At 37.4% G+C, this 19,759-nt stretch carries 18 protein-coding genes; all 18 read left to right on the top strand.

The annotated features are described in order from the left end of the window. Window positions 1-21: 21 nt before the first annotated feature. Entirely contained in the window at window positions 22-180 is a 159-nt protein-coding gene (locus MY533_RS14100; protein WP_248716470.1) for a hypothetical protein, read from the top strand. Between the two features lie 1,046 nt (window positions 181-1,226). Next, entirely contained in the window at window positions 1,227-2,150 is a 924-nt protein-coding gene (locus tag MY533_RS14095) for a serine/threonine-protein kinase (RefSeq protein WP_248716469.1), read from the top strand. Window positions 2,151-2,609: 459 nt separating this feature from the next. Continuing rightward, window positions 2,610-4,778 carry a transcriptional regulator gene (locus MY533_RS14090; RefSeq protein WP_248716468.1) on the top strand — a complete coding sequence of 723 codons (2,169 nt, stop codon included), beginning with the start codon at window positions 2,610-2,612 and terminating at the stop codon, window positions 4,776-4,778. 229 nt (window positions 4,779-5,007) lie between these two features. Continuing rightward, the gene (locus MY533_RS14085; protein ID WP_132356721.1) at window positions 5,008-5,433 is read left to right on the top strand and encodes a membrane-associated protease 1; all 426 of its coding nucleotides are present in this window, start codon (window positions 5,008-5,010) and stop codon (window positions 5,431-5,433) included. A 91-nt stretch (window positions 5,434-5,524) separates the two neighbouring features. Beyond that, complete coding sequence (locus MY533_RS14080; protein WP_248716467.1) at window positions 5,525-5,959, top strand: J domain-containing protein; 435 nt, start codon at window positions 5,525-5,527, stop codon at window positions 5,957-5,959. Window positions 5,960-5,995: 36 nt separating this feature from the next. Continuing rightward, window positions 5,996-6,571 (top strand): FHA domain-containing protein, encoded by a 576-nt coding sequence (locus MY533_RS14075; RefSeq protein ID WP_248716466.1) that lies wholly within the window; start codon window positions 5,996-5,998, stop codon window positions 6,569-6,571. A 39-nt stretch (window positions 6,572-6,610) separates the two neighbouring features. Then, window positions 6,611-7,138, top strand: coding sequence for an FHA domain-containing protein (locus MY533_RS14070; protein WP_142507236.1), 528 nt, complete (start codon window positions 6,611-6,613; stop codon window positions 7,136-7,138). A gap of 6 nt (window positions 7,139-7,144) precedes the next feature. Continuing rightward, window positions 7,145-7,984 carry a PP2C family protein-serine/threonine phosphatase gene (locus MY533_RS14065; protein ID WP_132356717.1) on the top strand — a complete coding sequence of 280 codons (840 nt, stop codon included), beginning with the start codon at window positions 7,145-7,147 and terminating at the stop codon, window positions 7,982-7,984. 50 nt (window positions 7,985-8,034) lie between these two features. Then, a complete protein-coding gene (locus tag MY533_RS14060) occupies window positions 8,035-9,666 on the top strand; it encodes a serine/threonine protein phosphatase (protein WP_248716465.1) in 1,632 nt (543 codons plus the stop codon). A gap of 4 nt (window positions 9,667-9,670) precedes the next feature. Beyond that, the gene (locus MY533_RS14055; protein ID WP_248719215.1) at window positions 9,671-10,945 is read left to right on the top strand and encodes a normocyte-binding protein; all 1,275 of its coding nucleotides are present in this window, start codon (window positions 9,671-9,673) and stop codon (window positions 10,943-10,945) included. Next, on the top strand, window positions 10,936-11,631 hold the full coding sequence (locus tag MY533_RS14050) for an iron-dependent peroxidase (RefSeq protein WP_248716464.1): 696 nt from the start codon (window positions 10,936-10,938) through the stop codon (window positions 11,629-11,631). Before MY533_RS14055 ends, MY533_RS14050 begins: the two co-directional genes overlap by 10 nt. Window positions 11,632-11,653: 22 nt before the next feature. Then, window positions 11,654-14,302 (top strand): acetate and sugar kinases/Hsc70/actin family protein, encoded by a 2,649-nt coding sequence (locus MY533_RS14045; protein WP_248716463.1) that lies wholly within the window; start codon window positions 11,654-11,656, stop codon window positions 14,300-14,302. 202 nt (window positions 14,303-14,504) lie between these two features. Then, window positions 14,505-15,278, top strand: a complete 774-nt coding sequence (locus MY533_RS14040) for a DNA and RNA helicase (protein ID WP_248716462.1) — start codon at window positions 14,505-14,507, stop codon at window positions 15,276-15,278. A 37-nt stretch (window positions 15,279-15,315) separates the two neighbouring features. Continuing rightward, on the top strand, window positions 15,316-16,011 hold the full coding sequence (locus MY533_RS14035; RefSeq protein WP_248719214.1) for a hypothetical protein: 696 nt from the start codon (window positions 15,316-15,318) through the stop codon (window positions 16,009-16,011). Next, window positions 16,008-17,432 (top strand): hypothetical protein, encoded by a 1,425-nt coding sequence (locus tag MY533_RS14030; RefSeq protein WP_248716461.1) that lies wholly within the window; start codon window positions 16,008-16,010, stop codon window positions 17,430-17,432. Before MY533_RS14035 ends, MY533_RS14030 begins: the two co-directional genes overlap by 4 nt. A gap of 16 nt (window positions 17,433-17,448) precedes the next feature. After that, window positions 17,449-18,579, top strand: coding sequence for a pentapeptide repeat-containing protein (locus MY533_RS14025; RefSeq protein WP_248716460.1), 1,131 nt, complete (start codon window positions 17,449-17,451; stop codon window positions 18,577-18,579). Between the two features lie 24 nt (window positions 18,580-18,603). Next, complete coding sequence (locus MY533_RS14020) at window positions 18,604-19,158, top strand: serine protease (RefSeq protein WP_248716459.1); 555 nt, start codon at window positions 18,604-18,606, stop codon at window positions 19,156-19,158. Between the two features lie 170 nt (window positions 19,159-19,328). Further along, window positions 19,329-19,736: a DUF4280 domain-containing protein gene (locus MY533_RS14015; RefSeq protein WP_142507228.1), complete on the top strand. Its 408-nt coding sequence runs from the start codon at window positions 19,329-19,331 to the stop codon at window positions 19,734-19,736. Window positions 19,737-19,759: the final 23 nt, after the last annotated feature.

The following is a 19,759-nucleotide window of genomic DNA, read 5'->3' as shown; positions in this document are numbered from 1 at the left end:
AAAGGAGGGCTAAGGCGACGGATGGAAATTAGAGTGACGGAAAGAAGGGCCAAGACGACGGAAAGAAATGGGAGTGACGGAAAGAAGATCCGAAGAGACGGAAAGAATGGTCCAAGCGACGGAAAGAAAGTCGAGAGCGACGGAAAGAAGGGCCAGGGCGACGGAAAGAAGTTAGAGTGACGGAAAGAAGATCCGAAGAGACGGAAAGAATGGTCCAAGCGACGGATAGGAATCAGAGCGTCGGAAAGCAGGACCAAGGTGACGGAAAGAAATTAGAGTGACGGAAAGAAGAGCCGAAGAGACGGAAAGAATGGTCCAAGCGACGGAAAGAAAGTCGAGAGCGACGGAAAGAAGGGCCAGGGCGACGGAAAGAAGTTAGAGCGACGGAAAAAAGAGCCGAAAAGACGGAAAGAATGGTCCAAGCGACGGAAAGAAAGTCGAGAGTGACGGAAAGAAGGGCCAAGACGACGGAAAGAAATGGGAGTGACGGAAAGAAGATCCGAAGAGACGGAAAGAATGGTCCAAGCGACGGAAAGAAAATCGAGAGCGACGGATAGAACAGGCGAAGCGATGGATAAAACCATCAAAAAGATGGATAGAACCAGCAATGTGGCAGGAAAAAAGAACGCAACGGTTTCACATTGTGCCTACCCCCACTATTCGATGTAAATCTATTAAAAGATAACTATTTAATAAAAGGGTGTATATTGATATACTTACATTAATTTGTATTTTAGTTAAAATAACGAATCATAACTTAACATGGTGGATGCCTTCGTGACATACTTCGTGCTGTTGCACAGCCTCATCGTTATTGGTCTGCTAAAATCCTGAAGCCGCCGCCGCGTGCTATAGGTTTGTTAAATCCTGTTGCGCTGCCGCGTCGTTAACGGTGGGCTAAAACCCTGAAGCCGCATTCGAGTCGCAATCGCACGGAAAAACCCTGAAGCCGCATTCGAGTCGCAATCGCACGGCTAAAACCCTAAATCCGAAGCCGAGTCGCAATCAATGCAGAAAAACCCTGTTGCGGTCGCTACGGCAGCACTACGCTTTCGTGCAAAAATTATCTGTTGATCCGAGACGCTACAGTGAAGTGAATTGGAAGCCTACAGTCGGAACAGTAATCAACTACACGTTATGAAGGTGATCTAAAAAAATTATATTTCATATTAAAAATGTAATAAATTGTTCATAATTCAAATGTTGAAAGGGATGATAGAACGAAAATGCAAGCGACTGAAGTTGAGTTGGGCTTACCGGCAAATAGCGTTTTGAACGATACATATAAAATAAAAGAAGTTATTGCTAGTAGTAAATTGTCCTTTGTTTATCGTGCAGAAAATACTTATGAAGGGAATCAGGTAATTATTAAGGAGTTCTTTCCAAATGATATAGCTTTACGGGATTTAGATAATAAAACAGTCGTTAATCGTTTACCTTCATCAAAGGAGAAGTTCTGGAAATTAAAAGCTATTTTTCTAAATGAAGCGTTAATTATGCAGCAAATAAATCATCGTAATTTGGTCAAATATATGGACCACTTTGAAGAAAATGAGTCGATTTATATCATTATGGAGTATTATGAAGGAACGTTATTGGATCAATATTTAAAGGATTATCCCATTAATGAGAGGGATCATTTATACACTACTATTTTTCTCCCTCTTATTGATGCTTTAAGCTATTTACATAAGAAAGGCATACTCCATCGTGACATTAAACCAAATAATATTTTGATTGATTCTGAAGGTAATCCATTCTTACTAGATTTTGGTTCTGCGACTTTTTATAAAACAGATGAAAATTATCAAATATTTACTAGTCCGGGATTTTCTCCGCTTGAGCAATATTCGACTATATCTGAGCAAGGTGTATATACAGATGTTTATAGTTTAGCAGCAACATTTTATTATTCTCTGACAAATGTTATTCCACCTGATATATCGCAGCGGTTGATAGAGGATAATATTAAGAATGTAAGAAAATACAATCATAAGGTGAGTACTCTTTTATCTCAAACTATCATGTGGGGGCTGGCCGTGCAAGCGAAGAAAAGATGTTCTTCACTAAAATATATGAAGTTAGTCATTACTATTGAAGATATTGTCAATAGGATAAGGAACTATTTTAAGGAAAATAATTCAAACTGACCAATAATTTAGGTGATGTGATTCTATATTATCATTTTGTGGTTAAAGGTAGGTGCTTACGAAGCAGCATATGGAGTATTAAAAATACGCTATAGGCTGTTTTTTTTAGTAAAATAAAACGAATACAGACACTTTTTTCGTTAAAATATCATAAATTTCTCGATGCTTATTTTTTACCATACACCCAATTAAATACATTTATTTTACATAATATTCATATGTAAATATTGACAATAAAATTAGATATTGTATAGTTACTTTGTGATACATAATGTCTTCAGTGATGTAGAAGTAGGAGGTAAGAATACAATTCTAGTTTTACTAACTGTAAATTCTTTATCTTACGTTACCATTTTATGACTAAATAGTGAATTTTTAATTGTTACTCGCTGAAGATTATGCTTACTCGAAATTTGTTACAAAAGGGAGGGATGGCTGTATAATCATACGGCCGACTGAATGGAGATTATTAGTCAAACAAACAGAACCATGCTCTTTGAGGAAATTAATCCTGAAAAAATGGATTTAATTACGCTGGTTGGAGATGTAAAAGGGATTGACAGCCTTAGTGATGAAAAGATCAAAGAAATGAATGAATATCTTCTTGTCAAAAGCTTCGATGAATTTTTAGACAAGTTTTCTCCAACGGTTTATTCATTCTACAATGCTGCGAACCAAAAGGTTATGTATACATTAAAAAAACCAGAAGGAATTCAAGATGACTGTATTTCTGAAATAGCCATTGACCAAAATAATGATTTTTTAAAAATGCTATTTACACTTATCGATACGAAAAGAAGTCAGGGCATTGCGAATGTTGATTTTAAGTTTGAAAATTTGCTTGATATGATCTCTCCTAAAAAGGTTATGGACGATATTCGACAAGTCCGAAAAGAAATCCATTACCTATACGGTGAATATGACAAATTAGATGACGACGATCCAAAAAAATTGGATACAGGGGACAAGCTAAACCTGATGTTTGAAGTAGCGAGTCGAAATTACAACAATGTCATGGCGATGCTTCCTTTAGCAATTGAAGATATTAAAACAAGACTATTGCTAGGTGTTAATCAGGATGAAGATGAATCTGAAAAATTACAAATTGGGACACTATCTATCGGTGATAATGGTGAATTAAAAATCATTGAGGCACCTCAAAATAATAGCTCAGAACTAATGGTTATTGAAGAAAATAGTAACTATGGTTTGAGCACAGTTTTTGAAGAGGATTATGAGGCGATTACAGAATCACCATCCTCCTATGTTAAAGATTTAGTCGTTAGAACTTTCTCTCCTTTGCCAGCTGTGAAGGCAGAATTTGATGTAGAGACAGAAGTACAAAATTACAATACATACTTAGAATTCTATAAGGATGCTAAGGATGAATTTGTAAAAACAGTGAAGCCATTAGTGGAAAAGCTATTGGGCGTAAAAATGTACTTTGATCAATATACAACTAAAAATAAAGGTATGCAGCCTTCGTTACTAGTAACGAACACAAAGTTAGATATGCTCGTTAAAAGTAATAACCTACCACGATTACGCACGTATTTAAACACAGTTAACTCCAAAAATGACTTTACAGATACGGTTTGGTATGGAATTGTTCCTTCTCTGGAACTAGAGGCATCTGGAAAAATGAAAGTAAGCAGAGCTAGATTTAAAGGGAACGATAAAGTGGCTAAGCAAGAAGGCAATACAATGGAGTCGTTATCAATTCTTTTAGATACTGTGAAAGATTATAAAGTACAGATCTTCTTCAACTTCATGGCGGAAGAAGAAACGACATTTAATGGAATTGCTACTGCAGGTATCGATCGCCTAATCGATAAATGCTCGGTGCTTGTTCGAAAAGATTATAGTGAGTTTGCGATACCATGTTTACCGAACTTCACGATTATTCCTAAAGATAAATCTGGTGTGATCATTGATACAAGAATGCAGACAACAGAAAATGGAGCACGATTATCTAAAGAGAAAGAGGATATTCTAAAGCTTTGGATAGAGGGCGTCTATGTAGGTGCTAGCTATGTGGCAGCAGGTATCGTTTCAGCTTATCAATGTCCAGAATATTTGAAAGACTCGTTCAGAAATGTTCAAAGAAATTATCCTGGTGTACGTTTCGATATCGAAGCGGGTGATAACTCACTTAAAGCCGTTACAACAATGGCAAAAGAAATCTCAGGATTTACTAATAACATTAAAGATGCTATTAACAGCAGAAGCTTTGGCTTTGTATTCTCTTCTGAAAATGCGCAGCTGCAAGATAAAGATATTAAACGTATTACTGTGTATAAAGCTAGAAGTTTAGCAATGGAAGAAGATGGATTTGATTCCATCTACAAAACACAAGTTAGTACGTATATTGAGAGAATTTTACGATTCCAATCAGGTGACTTTAAGCATGAAAATATCGTTCGATTCTTTAGTAATAATCCAAGTAGCCAAAAAAGCAAATGGCTTCAAGAGAAAGGCTATGTAAACTCCATTATTCACGATGGAGATGACATCGGCTACATTATCGATGAAAAAACAAGCACATGTCAGATTGACCTAGTGTTTAACGGTAATGTGAAGAATCTTGAAGTTATGATTACAAAGGCAAGTAGTGCTGTTAAGGCCTAACAAGTTTACACATACACTAAAAAATTTTTTAAGTCGTATGTTTAAGATTTTTTCATAAATCTTTTAACATAAATAGAATCCTCCATTAATTGTAAGGTGAAAACATTACATATTTCTCTATGCTGCATGTATTTTGCATTAGGCATGGAGGAATGTATACAACTAGTTATACACTTCACCTAAAACGATTTTTTGAGATGATTCAAACAAATTTTAGGAGGTACTGAGAATGGGTTTTGTATTAAAAGTAGAAGGATCAGAAGCAATTGAATTAGGGTTAGATAGCATTATGTCTGTTCAGTATGAAACAGATACGCCAAATGATTCTAACGCACGTTCAACAGATGTAGGGGCAACTTTAAAAGTAAGAGGTAAAATCCTTACTGCAACTGATGGTGATAATTCTGATGATACGATGAAATTAGGATTATGGTCATTAGTACCAGCTGAAAAAGCTGACTGTTACCGTAAAGTAACATTAGAAGTTATTTCTGCTGATCAAGTAGTACGAAAAATTCATTTCCCAAATGCTTTCGTTGTTGACTATTCAGAACAGTATGGTGACACAGAAGGTATTGGTGAATTTTTCTTATTCATTAAGCAAAAGAAAGACAAAACAGACTTGGCGAAAATCGAAGGCGGCTACGCTGTTTAAGATTGTTGCTTGATAGAACTCCACATTATCTAAGGGACTTTCATAGTTCCTTAGATAATTTTGAATAATCCTAATACTGGGGATGAAAAACATGAAAACGCATTATGAAACTTTAGGTGTCAGTAGAGATGCTACACCCGAACAAATAAAACTCGCTTACCGAAAGCTTTCAAAAAAACATCATCCAGACGTGAGCGGTGGAAACAAAGAATCTGAAAAGATTTTTTTAGCAGTGACAGAGGCATACAAAGTACTGAAGGATCAGGCTTCAAGAGAAGCATACGATGCTCAACTAGATGGGGCTGGTCAAAGTTGGCGTAATGGACAGACGTATGAAAAACAATCTACACGCCAACAAGCTACTGAAAAAAAGCCAGATTTTAATATGGGCAATATTGAAAAAAACTTTGAGCATTTTTTTGGCTTTAATCCTAAAACGAAAGAAATGGGATCTACCCTTAACAAGAATGCCAAGAAGAATCCACTAGATACAACAGATTTATTTGAACGTTTTTTTAACAAGTAAAACGAAGCCATAGCTAGTATGAAGGAGTGTGATACCATGTATGGTCAAAATTCAACGGATACATACACTGAAAAAGCAAAGAAACAAATGATTATAAAAGTTATGGATATCATTATTGTCATCATCGCCTTCTTTTTCATTTTATACGTATTTGTCATGAATCAGAATTTTATGTTGAAAACAATTATTGGACTTATGTTGGTCATACTAGCAATTGTTTATGGCTCTGTTAAGTATGAAGCAAGAGATAAAAAAGATGTTGTGACAAACAAGAAAATTCGAAAATTAGTTCTCCTCAATGATCGAGGAGCTGAAATAGATGAATGGGAGATAGATGACCAAACATCATTACTTATTGGGAAAAGTTCAGCTGACAATAAGGCAGATATCGATTTAAGCGGTACAGAATATGAATCGCTTATCAACTATGAACATGCCGTATTAAACAATGTTTCTGGCGTATGGTACATAGAGGATATTGATTCAGTAAATGGTGTTGGTATAAAAAAAGCTCATAAGCGCGTTAAAAATAGAATTCAACACGAAAACCCTTACCCAATCGGTAATGGAGACATGATATACATAGCAAATACGCGAATTTTAGTGAAATAGAGACAAGTAAATTCGTAACATAGACGGGGGATAGCGAAAATGAGTTTGATTAGATGCACGAATGGTCACATGTTTAGTTCAAGAAGACATAGAAATGTTTGTCCATATTGCAATGTAATGGTGGAACAGGAGCAAAGACCAAGCGGTCAGCAAGTAGCTGTAGCTGAGGTAGATGATAAAACAATGCCATATCTCGGAGAAATGGATGGCATTGATCCGGTAACGGGATGGTTAGTTTGTATTGAAGGGCCACAAATGGGGCGAGACTATCGGATTTTATCGGAAAAAAACTTTATTGGTAGAGCAGAAGATATGCACATTCGCATTGTTGGAGATAATTCGATTTCTCAGCGAAACCATGCAGTCATTGTTTATGATCCTAAAAAAAGAAACTTTTATCTACTTCCAGGAGATGCATCAGGCTTAGCTTATCTGAACAATGAAGCGGTTTATACGCCAACAGAGCTTGCGGCGTATGATGTTATTCAGTTAGGCAGAAGTATGTTTCTTTTTATTCCCTTATGTGGTGTTCATTTTGAATGGGAAAACAACAACAGTGAGGAATGATGACAAATGGATCCGAAACTACTGCCATACATAATTTCGCTTATTTTTATCGTTGTACTCGTTGCCTTATTAATTATTCGAAACATGCTTGCGCAACAAAATGAAAAAAACAAAATAGAAATCGGAAATGGACAAACGATTGGCAGACGTGATGAGCAAGATGATTATTTCTCTACAGCTGAAACGAATAATGGAACAATTGCTGTCCTAGCAGATGGTATCAGTGGTTTAGCCAACGGTAGGATGGCAAGCACTGTTGCTGTCAATACATTTATAGAAGAATTCAAAAAGCTTAGCGGTCTAAATACGCTAGAAAAATTTTTTAAGGAGGCCGCTTTTGCAAGTAATCATATGATTGTCGAAAATTTAAATGGCTCGAATGGTGGGACTACATTAGTGGCAGCCGTTATTGATGATAACGGATTTCTTCACTGGGGAGCCGTTGGAGATAGTGTCATAACTATTTTTCGAAATGGAGAATTCAAGGCAATCAATCAAAAGCATATTTTTGAATCAGTGTTAACTGAGCGATATATATCTGGTGAAATATCTCAGCTTGAGGTGCAGGAAAATCCTTTGAAAAAGAGACTTATCAATTATTTAGGGTATGAAGGCTTTAAAAATATGGATATAGGAAAAAGTCCGATCCAGCTAAATAGAGGAGACAAGGTATGTCTATTTAGTGATGGAGTCTATGATACTTTAACAGAGGTTGAAATGGAGAAAATTCTTTCTCAGCAAGCGACTCCCTATGATATTGCTCAAGACATTATTAAGGCCGTTGAACAAAAACGCTTAAAAAATCAAGATAATGCAACCATCGTTATTTTAGAAAAAACATGGTAATCATTTTACTTGTCGTCTTTAAATGAGTCAGTAAATAAGGAGGAGTAATCATGAGAAAGGAAAATAGCAACTTTAAAACAAGCTTTTTATCCGAAGCGGGCTCATTTTTGCAAAATAAAGATTACTTTGCCTATACAGAGCTGGACGATGTAGCCTGCTGGGTAGCTATAAAAGGGTTAGATTCTGATCAGGAAATAAGTAGTGCAGAGCTTGCTGTGAAGGCAATTTTAGAAAAATTTATGGAAAAGCCATCCATGTCTAGAAGAAGCATTAAAAAATATTTGAAAAATGCGCAAGACATACTTCAAGCTCAAAGCTTAAGGGTAAGATTGAAGGCTAGTATTGTCATGGTCGTCTCAGATTACTCTAAGATGATTGTGGCAGTTGCCGGAAATTCGAGGCTGTATCATTTCCGGAATGGTACTTTAACGTATAAAAGCACGGATCAAAGCTTAGCGCAAGAGATCGTCAATACTAGGAATCGTTCGCTCGATATTAGCCAGCATGAGGAAAGAACTAATTTATTAAATTATCTTGGTAAACCAAAAGATTTTCAGCCTTTTGTTTCAAAGAAAATGAAATTAATGGATGACGATGTACTAGTGCTTTGTACAGCTGGCTTTTGGGAAGATGTCAATGAAATTGAAATGGCCGATGCGTTGGAAGAAGCAAAAGAGCCTGAACAATACATTGATTTACTAGAAGAGATACTGTTAAGTAGGCAAAAGAAAGTCGTCAATAATTACACAATCGCAGCTATATTTGCGAACAAGGTTTATCAGGAAACAAATAAGAAAAAAATGAAATACATCAAAATGATTGCAGCTGCATTAGTGCTAGCTTTGGTCGTAGGTGGAGGCACGATTTTTTATCAGGTGAAGCAAGCTAAAAAAATGGCTGAATTAACCGTAGAGATGAAAGATCATGAAAAGAGCGGAAACCAGTATTTTCAAGATGGAACTTATGATAAGGCACTGTTGGAATATAGTGAGGGCAGAAATGCGGCGAAAAAATTGAAGGATCCAATACATAGAAATTTACTAGCTAAAAAATTAAGGGTTACCGATTTGATTATCAACGGAGATAAAGCAGCGGAAGAAGGTAAATTTAACGATGCGCTTGAGCAATATGAAAAGGCTAAAAAAGAAGGAAAGCTTATTAAAGACTTTGGGAAAGAAGTAGTTGAACAAAGAATCGCCAATATGGATACTATTGTACAAATTGCTGAAGCTGTAAAAGATGGAGATTTCCGATTCGAGGCAGAGGATTACAATGGGGCTCTTGAAACGTATCAAAAGGCAAGAAAAAAAGCCCTGACAATTGCCTATACGGGCGAACCTGAAATAAAGACAAAAATAGAAGATACAGAGGCTAAAATTGCTGAATTGAAAAAGGCCCAAAAGGAATTAAAGGCTGAAGGCTTAGAAAAAAGTGGAGATCAGAGCTATGCACGTCAAGAGTTTGGGAAAGCGATTGAATATTATACACTTGCACAGGAAATTTATCAGGAGACAGAGCTGCTGTCGAAGGTTTTAGGTCTTGAGCGAAAGGTTATGAATGCCAATGATAAATTGAATCCACCTCCTCAACCGCAAACTGCTGATAATGCAGCGCCGCCTACGAATGAAGGAACAGCTGCCGGTGAGCCATCTAATGCTGAAGTGATGAAAGAGGGAAAATAAATTGATGAAAGAGCTCATGATTGAACGGTTACGCAAAATAGAGGATTTAGAGCAACGTCAACTGCTAAAGGATATTGTCAGTGGCGTTTTTGTAAATTTAATCGATTATCAGAATGACATGAACAATAGGCTCGAGGAGCGCATATTCAACGAAATGGATGATGTTGAGAATAGGTTTGATATTTACGTGACCCTAAGTTCTAAGGAGGATGTTGACCCTATTCATGAATGCTTATTCCCGATGCGATCAGCTGATTTAGAAAGTAAATCTATCAATATAAAAAAAATGCTTGAAGCGTTTAAAAACAAGGAATCTGCAGAACTGTTCACATTATTTCTAGAATGTGATTCCATGCAAATTCAACAGTTACTTGCAAAGCAGCGACTCTTTAGTGGAAAGCTCGTAACGACAAATGGACAAGTAGAAATAAAGGTTAGCCTTACCCAAAATACGGATTATTTACAAGAGATGAACAAGCTATATCCGCTTTTCCAAATAAATGGCCTACCATGGAAAACGATTAATCATCCTTTCGTTTATAAATTTTTTAATATCAATTTAGTAGATTGTCCACCTTTAGATGAGAATGCTGAAATTACTGAAATAATTGTTGATTTAGAAGAGTATGAGGACAAAAAACGCCTAAATATGGTTCCGTTATGGAATATTGAACGTCATGAGGTCAAAAATGTCGGTTTTCCCATCCCTGCAATTGATAAGGTGAATTATGAGCATGTCCTTTCCATACGTAAAATCGGCAACGAGCATGGCTATCTTGTTGAGGCCGATGAGGAAAATGTTCGTTACGTTAAACGCTCAGACAATGAATTAACAATTGTCTCACCCCGCGATAAGTCGGGGGTTTGGCAGCTAATCAAAATTGCAAAAATGGCAGATGAGAAAATTGGGAAATTACATTATGAGCTTGTATCAAATAGAAGAATTGAGCATTTTATACACAAATTTGCTAACAAGTATACGGCTACTGTTAAAACGAAGGGCGAAATTACACGTATGATTAATTCCTTCGAGGCTGCTAACAGCTTTGAGCTTGTTGATATCGAAATAGTGGACGCCTATTCTGGAACAAGCTTTACTCATTCTGTGAACACTTTCTTAACGGAAATGATAGGAGAAAATAATCATAAAAAAACGATGCTATTAAAGTTTAAGGCGAATGAGGAGAGAAGCTTTATTGCAAACGATATTTTGAGCTTCCTCGTATCAGAAGTACAACGACATTTCTTCGAATATGAATGTGTAGGTGTTTGGCTATGAACTATATTTGGGATTTGCTTATTAAAGCTGAGGATGAAGGTCTTTCTAAAAAGGATATATATTTTCATCTTGCCGAAGCCTATTCACCATATATGGAGCTTAGTCCACAACTATTAAATGCACAGTATGTTGAACAGCATGTTGAAGTAAATCCGTATTATCGTTATTACGGCATTTTTAATGGTCTGTTCCATCCAGATAATTCTTCAGATTTAGAGTTTAGAAATTATCTTTTAGATACCGTATTGCATTTTTTAGCTGAAATTGATCGTATGCAAGGCATGAATAAAAGAGAGTTCTATATTCGTTTTATTTTAAGAGAAATCGAAGCGAATGTATGTGGAAAATTGGTACGCGACAATATGCATGCCTTTACGAAAAAGGAGCAAGAAATAGTTGCACTAAATATGCTCAGACTTTATCAGACAGGTGAAGAAATTTACTTATTAAAGGATACGCTGAAAAGGCTCTTTAAAAATTGCATGATTTATGTGAAATCGGAGGAGCAGGATGAGCTGCTTGTATACATCCGTCAAAAGCAGACAGAACAGAATGAGCGAAAGGTCCGGCTTGTCCAAGAAATTTTCCTGCCAATAGGTTTTCATATGGAGGTTTATTGGCGATATCACTTCGGCATTATTGATGCAGAGGAAACAATGAAGCTAGATCGAATAGCTCTTTACTAAATAGGGCAGAGGAGGCATTCCAATGACAACTAAATATTCATATAAGCTGTATGCCAATAAGCGTAATACAGACAAGAAATATATGACCTATACACGAGTAGAATTAATGGAAATGACAACCTTCCAGCTTAGAAATATTTGCTATAAGGAAAAGCTTGTGACCGGGCTTATTAATACACTGACAAGAGATGAGTTAATCGACAAGATTTTAAGATATCGTGGCTCTGAAGAAAACCCTCTTATTAGGGAAAAAAAGGATGGTGGCTTTGAACGAGTAGAAGCGGCTATGCAAGAGTATTTAAAAACACCGATGTCTGACAATGGTGACATTAAAATTCCTGCCAAAATGAGCTTATATAGTGGGATGAAAATCGATAAACCCGATCAGTATTTCGTTGAAACAGGCGGCTTTCTTGTTGAATCCAATGTACTACTAGTCAATGAGCAGCTAGATCTTTGCGGCATTCTTAATATCCTTAAAGACGACGAAGTCCCAAATCAATATTATTTCGCAGCTGATCAAGCAATTGGTATTCGGAAGACAAATAATAAAAACTACAGCTTTATTTTTTTAAGAAAGCAAGATTCCGAATATATCTTTAAGACTTACTATCAGGAAACCCCACTTCCGCCAACAAATCTTCATTACTATAAGGTGCCAATACCAGATTTAGAAATAAAACAGCTGGAAACAACTAATGCTATTCTTGCTATTGATTTCGGAACAACAAATACAACGGCTGGTGTCTATTTAGAGAGTGATTATGTGTCCTCTCCTTGTAGTCATGATTTATTAAATAACAGAATTCAGCTAAATAGCATTAATTTTGTACAATTTCCAGATCCACTTCATCAAAACGAATGGATTGAAGTAGTACCGACAGTCATGACTGTGGCAGATTGCTCCAATGCAGATCAAGTAGGCTATCACTTTGGTTATGAAGCATTAAAAATGATGAAAAAAAATAGCTATACATCATTGGCTACGAAATTCCAAGGTATTAAACGCTGGGTTAGTAATTATGCCAAGCTGGAAGAGGTGATGGATGCTAACGGGAATACGGCACTTGTTCCACGGAGCCAAATTATAAGAGAGTTTATGCTTTATGTTATTCGAATGGCAGAGCATCAATTTAAATGTCGCTTTAAGCATTTACATATTTCCAGTCCTGTTAAGCTGAAAACACAATTTTTAGATATGTTTCGTGCGATTTTACCTGAATATCAGATTGAAACGGAGCATGCTCTCGATGAAGGAATGTCGGTTCTTTATAATACGATTGCCAATCAAATAGAGAATAATAGTTTTCTCGATGGCAAGGAATATAAAGCACTCGTGATCGATTGTGGTGGCGGAACAACAGACCTTTCTTCCTGTAAGTTTCGGATAGAGGACGGACATATTTCTTACAAAATTGATATTCATACTACCTATGAAAATGGGGATACGAATTTCGGAGGCAACAATATTACGTATCGTATTTTCCAATTTATGAAAATCGTCTTTGCCAATTATTATAGTCGAGGAAAGAATGATTATGATATCGATGCATTAATCGATATTCCAGGTAAGGATATTTATCGATTTGTAGACGATCATGGTGTGGAAGCAGTGTACGAGCAATTCGAAAAAGCCTTTGTAGATGCCGAAAATATTATCCCTACGCGCTTTAAAGAATATGAAAATCGCACACGTGATGAATACCTACGTGTCCGCAATAATTATTATTTCTTATGGGAAATGGCAGAAGAGATGAAGAAGGAGTTTTTCCGCAAAACAGGTATATTAAGAAGTCGTTTCTACGCGGATAGCGATATGCAGCACGATAGTGATTTAAATGTCACAGCAGTAGACCGCTGGTGCCTGTCGTTGGTAGAAAACAATCAATTTAAGGAAGTTTATGATTTCCCAAATGTCTTTTTCAACATTAAAGAAATCAATCATCTCATAAAGGCGGATATTTATGATATCGTGCGAGAGTTTTTAGAGGAATTTTATGAGAATGGCATACTAAGTGACTACTCCATCATTAAATTAACGGGACAATCCTGTAAAATAGACGCATTTCGCGAGGCTTTAAAGGAATTTGTCCCAGGACGCAGCATTGAGTTTAGACAAAAGGCAGAAAATATTGGGAAAGTTCCAGAGTTAAAGCTTGCTTGTTTAAGGGGAGCACTTCGTTATTTAAATGCTAAGAAAATCGGCATGATCGAAACAGAAGTGACGAATCATGCGCCAGTTGTCCCTTATGCTGTCAGTGCCTTTACACATAATCGTCAGGAAAAATTACTCATTAGTAGCTTAGAAAGACTGAATCAAATTCACGGTACGATTTCTCGCCCATGGGGTGTAAAAGAAGTTGAGTTTTTCCTAACGGGTAGTGACAATCACACATCGTATAAATACACGTACTTTAATCGTCAGGAGGAATATGTGCCTGTTCTTTATGAGAATATCGCGATGCATTATCAAGATAAAATCCCACAGGACGAGACGGACTCCATCACGAATGGAGAAGTAAAGTTCTTCGTCTTTGCAGGCGAAGATCATTGGGGCTTCCATGTAGTTCCTGTAGCAAGGAAAGACGAGCAGCTGTTTATCGGTAGCAAGGAATTCTTTGCCTTTGAGACCGATTTGTCTGAGCTAGATTTCTTTGATGGATTAAAGTAAAGCAGCCTCCGGCGGATGTCATGGAATCAGCTTTGTATAACACAAAGCTGATTCCTGGACGCATTGTTTGTCTGCGCGACAACGGCAAATGTTTTCTGTGCGAAAGCGAAGCGACAGCAGCAAATGTATTCTGTAGCGATAGCGGCAATGACGCCGAGACATCATTGATCAGTGAAAAACAAGAAAAGAGGTGGGTGACAGCTTGTTTGCCAATCAATATCCACATTTTCAAAAAGGCCGCATTTTAAAGCGAGAAATGCTAGAAAATTTGCGAGATTACCCAAGAGAATTTTTAGATTTATATTTCCAAGATTATTCGAATGGCATTATTTCCGGTGCCAGAATTATTGTAGCAGATACAAGCCTCATCATTACAAAAGGCATTATCAAGCATAATGGAAAGCTTTATATGCTGCATAGTAGCTATGAGCTTCCTTATGAAGCAACAGGAAGCGAAACAATTTTAAAAGTACGATTTGCTGAAGAAGTGAATGAATTAGATTTTAGAAGCCTCACGACAGAGATTGTGCTAGATGATTCACTAGAGCTTGCACATAATGAGCTAGAGTTAGCGCGCTTTAAATTAAAATCCGGTGCCAAACTGCGTTCAGAGTATATTGATTTTCTTGATTTTGCGACAGAATACAATACGGTCAATTATCTTCACTGTCAGTATGCAGGTTTTCAAAAAAGCACATATCATCCAATCATTTTGCACTATTTTGCACGAGAGCTGTTAAAAAATCGGCCAGTGAATCCGTATGATATAGCCTTTGCTTTAGAGTGCTTAAATCAAGAGCGCGTTCAACGAGAAGCAATTGATTTCTATATTTGCAATCGGCTAGAGCTTGATTACCAAACATTTTCTAATAGTCAAATTCATAAATACTTGAACCGTATTTTATTAGAATCAAAGCGCGGTGGTCGTATGACAGGGCACAGTCAAGGGCGACCTAAGCGCATGATTGTTGACTAGCTACTGGTCTGCTGAAAAAACGTTCATGAAACGGAAGGTGAATGGGTTGAAATTTTTAGATGAAAAAATTATTGCTCTTAGAAATGAAATGCGAGAGCAAGAACAACATGAATTAGCTCAAAAGCAAGCTGCTTTGAAAGAGGAGCAAGCGCCGCCTGAGGAGCCTTTACAGGAGGAACAGTCTGAGCTACAAGCAATTGACCTTTACCAGGATTTTGTCAATATAGATGAGCAGGAAGTGCCGGTCATTGATCAGCGTGTGATGGATGGAAAAATTTCGTTCCGAATGCCGAAGCTCTTTTCAATCATGCCAGCTGAGTTAGCCTCATTAAAATACCCGTCAGAGCGCAGACCAAATATTATTTATACGGATGAATCATCTACTATCAATTTAGCCTTCAACAAGACATCACATTCCTTATCTGATGAAGGTGTAGCTGAGTTTCAGGAAAATATGATTGACGTTCTTGAGCAAGCTCAGCCTGCAGCACAATGGTTTGATACAGATGTGATCAAAATAGATGACAAAACAGTTGGCTTTATTGAGGTCATGACACCTGCTATTGATGGCGAGATTTTTAATTTAATGTTCTTTGTATCGATTGATGAGAAAGCACTTATTGGTACGTTCAATTGTACGGAGGAGGATACTGAGACTTGGCGTCCTATCGCTAGAGCGATGATGGAAACGATGCAATTCGCTTCTAACGGAAGGGGAGGCGTATTACGATGAGTGGATTAGTAACTGCCTATCATAATATACAAATATTGCCATTTAAACTAGTGAGCGTTCAAGATCTTACACTCACAAAGAAAATGAATGAGCACACAACTTTACACTTCACAGGCATTGTACCTGAGGAAGTTCGAGATCAGTACGTGGAAATGACAGAGGTTTATTCATCCATCGAAGTGAATCAACTCGATCATTTAGGTGCACCTACCCCTTTATTTAAGGGGGTTATATTAGGCGTCAAGATACATGCGGTTAGAGGGATATACTACATGGAAGTCGAAGCTGCCTCCAACACCTACTTCCTTGATATTCAGAAAAAAAATCGCTCCTATCAAGATAAAGAGCTAACCTATTCATCTCTATTCAAGCTCATGAGTCCTTATTATCCTGGTCTCGATGTCATCGATGAGGCTACTAAGGGAGGGAAATTAGGCAAGTTTACTCTACAGTACCGAGAAACCGATTGGGAATTTTTAAAACGTCTTGCCTCCCGCTATAACACTGGACTAGTTCCTGCTGCTACTTTTGATAAGCCAAAGTTCCATTTTGGTGTCCCTGCTGGTCATGCAAAAGGAAAGCTAGAAGACTATCATTATACGACAAGAAAAAAACTAGCAGATTATCTTCTCTATACATATAACGGTAATCAAGGTATGGGAGAGCATGACTTTTTATACTATGAAGTGGAAACCGATAAGGTACTTGCTATAGGAGACTACGTAACATTTCATGAGCAAACACTCTATGTTTGTGAGGCCTCTACGTCGATGAAGGATGGCTTACTTAAGCATTGTTATACACTTTCAACGAAGAATGGTATGAACAAGAGTGAAATATTCAACGATGAAATTTCTGGTGTCTCTATTGAAGGTAAAGTGTTGGAAGTTGCCAAGGATCATATTAAAGTCCATCTAACTATTGATGAAAAACAGGATAAAGGTAAAGCGCATTGGTTCCTTTATGCAACGCCTTTTACAGCTGAGGGGCATAGTGGCTGGTATTGTATGCCTGAAGTGAACGACTTTGTTCATGTGTATTTCCCTTCGCATCGAGAAGAAGAGGGAATTGCTAGCAGCTCGATTCGAAAAAATTTAAACAGTACCGCGACTAATAAGCTAGATGATCCTTCGACGAAATATTATAGAACAGCCTTTGGCAAAGAAATTAAGATGAGCCCAACAGAAATTGTCATTACAGCACAGGATAACGATATTTTTATCCGTTTAAATGAAGCGAGCGGTATTGAAATTTTTAGTAAAAAGGAAATTAAGCTTATTTCCGAGGCAGACATTTCAGTCAATGCAAGCAAGAAAATTCTGTTGTCTGCAGAGGAGGAAATTTCATTAAAATGCAAAGAAAGTAAAATAACGATGGATGGCAGTGTGCAAATTTTCGGGAAAGAAGTAAAGGCCAATTAGAAAGAAGGAGACACAGATGCAAGCAGAGGGAGTTTTACAGCATTTTTATGAAACGGAAGTAGAGAAAAGACGGTTGACCCATCTCTTAGCATTAGAGGATTTTTTCCAATCCTCAAAGGATGAGCTTGCTGAAGAATTTAGAAAATCCTTCCAAATCATTTGTCAGCAGCTACAGCAGCAACAATCCCTTCAACAGAAAGGACCAATTGGACATATTACGTTTTCCATGCTGCGCACAGAACTACTGGAGGGACGCCATCATTATCTAGTAGAGGGGACAGATGAGGATTGGTTCTTTGACGTCCGACCTATTTTAACGACCTATGATGCAAGCTGGGCTCTAAGCTTTTTAGAGCAATTCGTTGAAGAATTATATGTATACAGCAAAACGTTCATGGGAGCTATTTCCCAAGCGGATATTGAGCACATCAAGCTAAAGGAAGCGACTCATTTTCATCAATATGTTATTAGCCTTGCTAGATATGCATTACCAGACATTATTAGATGTCCAGAATATTTAGCACTTGATCGGGATGATGCTGTAGAAATTCGTATAGGTGAATTTATGGACGTCAATGAAGTTGTCTATAGTGAGGACTTCTCATCGAAGGATAGTGAAGAAATCAAAGCTTGGCTGGCTCAAAAATTAGAGGATGAATATTCGTATGAAGTATTTAGCAAATTAAATCTAGCTGGTGGCAACTATGAAAACTTAGATATTCGATATGCCTTTTTCCAGAAAACGAATTTAGCACAGAGCCAAATGCGTAATTGCTTACTCATTGGCGCCAATCTTAGGAATAGTAAACTAATGGACGTTGATTTAAGCTTCAGCACGATTCATGAGGCTGATTTTAGCAATAGTCAATTGCAAGGTGCTAACTTCCAACAAACTCAGGGAGCAAGCGGACTAACTAATCGACAGCAGTGGGAAATGCCCGGCTATCTCCCAGTGAACTTTACTGGTGCTAATTTAGAGGATGCTGATTTTGAGCTAGCTAATTTACGAGGTGCTTGCTTTATCGGGGCTAACGTCAAGAATGCTCATTTCGAAGGAGCTAATTTAGAAAAAGCTGTGTTCTCGAAGGAAGCACGGGAGCATCTGAAGCTAGATCCATTCCAAATAGAGAGTGTCATTTGGAAATAGATGTCGTGAAAAAGGAGAAACAAGATGAACTATTTTATTCTATCTCAGGATGAGCGTATCTCGAATGCTGTAGAACCAGTTGGACTATCAAAAATTATTAAAAAAGAACTATTAACAGTGGAAAGAATGGAGGAGCTAGAGGAGCTAGATCGTCAATTTCCTGTATTAGATAAAAGTGAAAATGACTATATCGATTTTATCGAAAAGCCAATTGCTCTTTTAGCTGATCCAGTAAAGCAGCTAGTAGAAAAATATGAGCCACGCCTACCGTTTAAACCAGTTGTTCTCGTAGATATGCCGAAATTAAAACAGACGTTATATTGGCTTTCCATTCCTCCAAAAGTGGCCTGTCTTTCAGCACAAACCGAATTTCATCTAGATGGAACGCTAAAAAAGCTCGTTATTGATGAGACTTTAGCCGCACCATACACTTTCTTTCAAATTGAAGGGATAAAAGAGGATTATATCATTGTCAATATTGAGCTCGCAGAAAGTATATTGCGCCGTTCGTTTCGAGGTATTCGATTACGCAAAGTGCAAACGGAAGGCAAATGGAACGAGCTCCTTCCTTCAAGGTAACTAGCGTAGCAAGAAAAACATTATTTATACAGTTTGTTTGAGGAAGGCAATGATAAGTCGACGAAATCATTAATTAGTTTGTAATTTCGGCATTACCTATTATTTCGCTTTTGAGTATGCAAAAGTGAAGCGATGTGAATGGACGTTTCTGATAGAAAGGGTGATTTCTAATGGCGGATGAAATGCAGACAAAAGGCGATGAGCAGCGCAGTTATGTAGTTGCTGGCGCCCAATTATCATGCTCACAGGGCGACCAAACAAGCATTTTAAAGATGCCAGTAAGCCATGGCGTGTATACAAAAAACAAGGCACAGATGAACACAATGGATTATAAACCCAATGTTAACATCCAGCCCTTTGGTTTATGTCAAACATTATCAAATCCTACAGTGGCAGCAGCAACAGCGGCTAATAATGGTGTTTTGAAACCGATGCCCTGTACTCCAGTGGTTACGATGCCATGGATTAATGGAAAATCTGATCAGTTGATTGAGCGTTTTCCCGCACTTACCAATCAATCTACGAATATGTGCCTATATTGCGGGACGATAAAGGTAGAAGATGATGGTCAAGAATAAGCCATCATCCCTGAGGAAAGAAG

This window comes from Lysinibacillus sp. Ag94, assembly GCF_023242215.1.
Taxonomy (GTDB): domain Bacteria; phylum Bacillota; class Bacilli; order Bacillales_A; family Planococcaceae; genus Lysinibacillus.
The sequence above is the reverse complement of the archived record's forward strand: the minus strand, read 5'-3'. Positions and strand labels throughout refer to the sequence as shown.

What these genes read in the sequence shown, in the direction of transcription:
- MY533_RS14100 (WP_248716470.1), top strand. Translation starts at nt 22, where the DNA reads ATGGAAATTAGAGTGACGGAAAGAAGGGCCAAGACGACGGAAAGAAAT.
- MY533_RS14095 (WP_248716469.1), top strand. Translation starts at nt 1,227, where the DNA reads ATGCAAGCGACTGAAGTTGAGTTGGGCTTACCGGCAAATAGCGTTTTG.
- MY533_RS14090 (WP_248716468.1), top strand. Translation starts at nt 2,610, where the DNA reads ATGGAGATTATTAGTCAAACAAACAGAACCATGCTCTTTGAGGAAATT.
- MY533_RS14085 (WP_132356721.1), top strand. Translation starts at nt 5,008, where the DNA reads ATGGGTTTTGTATTAAAAGTAGAAGGATCAGAAGCAATTGAATTAGGG.
- MY533_RS14080 (WP_248716467.1), top strand. Translation starts at nt 5,525, where the DNA reads ATGAAAACGCATTATGAAACTTTAGGTGTCAGTAGAGATGCTACACCC.
- MY533_RS14075 (WP_248716466.1), top strand. Translation starts at nt 5,996, where the DNA reads ATGTATGGTCAAAATTCAACGGATACATACACTGAAAAAGCAAAGAAA.
- MY533_RS14070 (WP_142507236.1), top strand. Translation starts at nt 6,611, where the DNA reads ATGAGTTTGATTAGATGCACGAATGGTCACATGTTTAGTTCAAGAAGA.
- MY533_RS14065 (WP_132356717.1), top strand. Translation starts at nt 7,145, where the DNA reads ATGGATCCGAAACTACTGCCATACATAATTTCGCTTATTTTTATCGTT.
- MY533_RS14060 (WP_248716465.1), top strand. Translation starts at nt 8,035, where the DNA reads ATGAGAAAGGAAAATAGCAACTTTAAAACAAGCTTTTTATCCGAAGCG.
- MY533_RS14055 (WP_248719215.1), top strand. Translation starts at nt 9,671, where the DNA reads ATGAAAGAGCTCATGATTGAACGGTTACGCAAAATAGAGGATTTAGAG.
- MY533_RS14045 (WP_248716463.1), top strand. Translation starts at nt 11,654, where the DNA reads ATGACAACTAAATATTCATATAAGCTGTATGCCAATAAGCGTAATACA.
- MY533_RS14030 (WP_248716461.1), top strand. Translation starts at nt 16,008, where the DNA reads ATGAGTGGATTAGTAACTGCCTATCATAATATACAAATATTGCCATTT.
- MY533_RS14025 (WP_248716460.1), top strand. Translation starts at nt 17,449, where the DNA reads ATGCAAGCAGAGGGAGTTTTACAGCATTTTTATGAAACGGAAGTAGAG.
- MY533_RS14020 (WP_248716459.1), top strand. Translation starts at nt 18,604, where the DNA reads ATGAACTATTTTATTCTATCTCAGGATGAGCGTATCTCGAATGCTGTA.
- MY533_RS14015 (WP_142507228.1), top strand. Translation starts at nt 19,329, where the DNA reads ATGGCGGATGAAATGCAGACAAAAGGCGATGAGCAGCGCAGTTATGTA.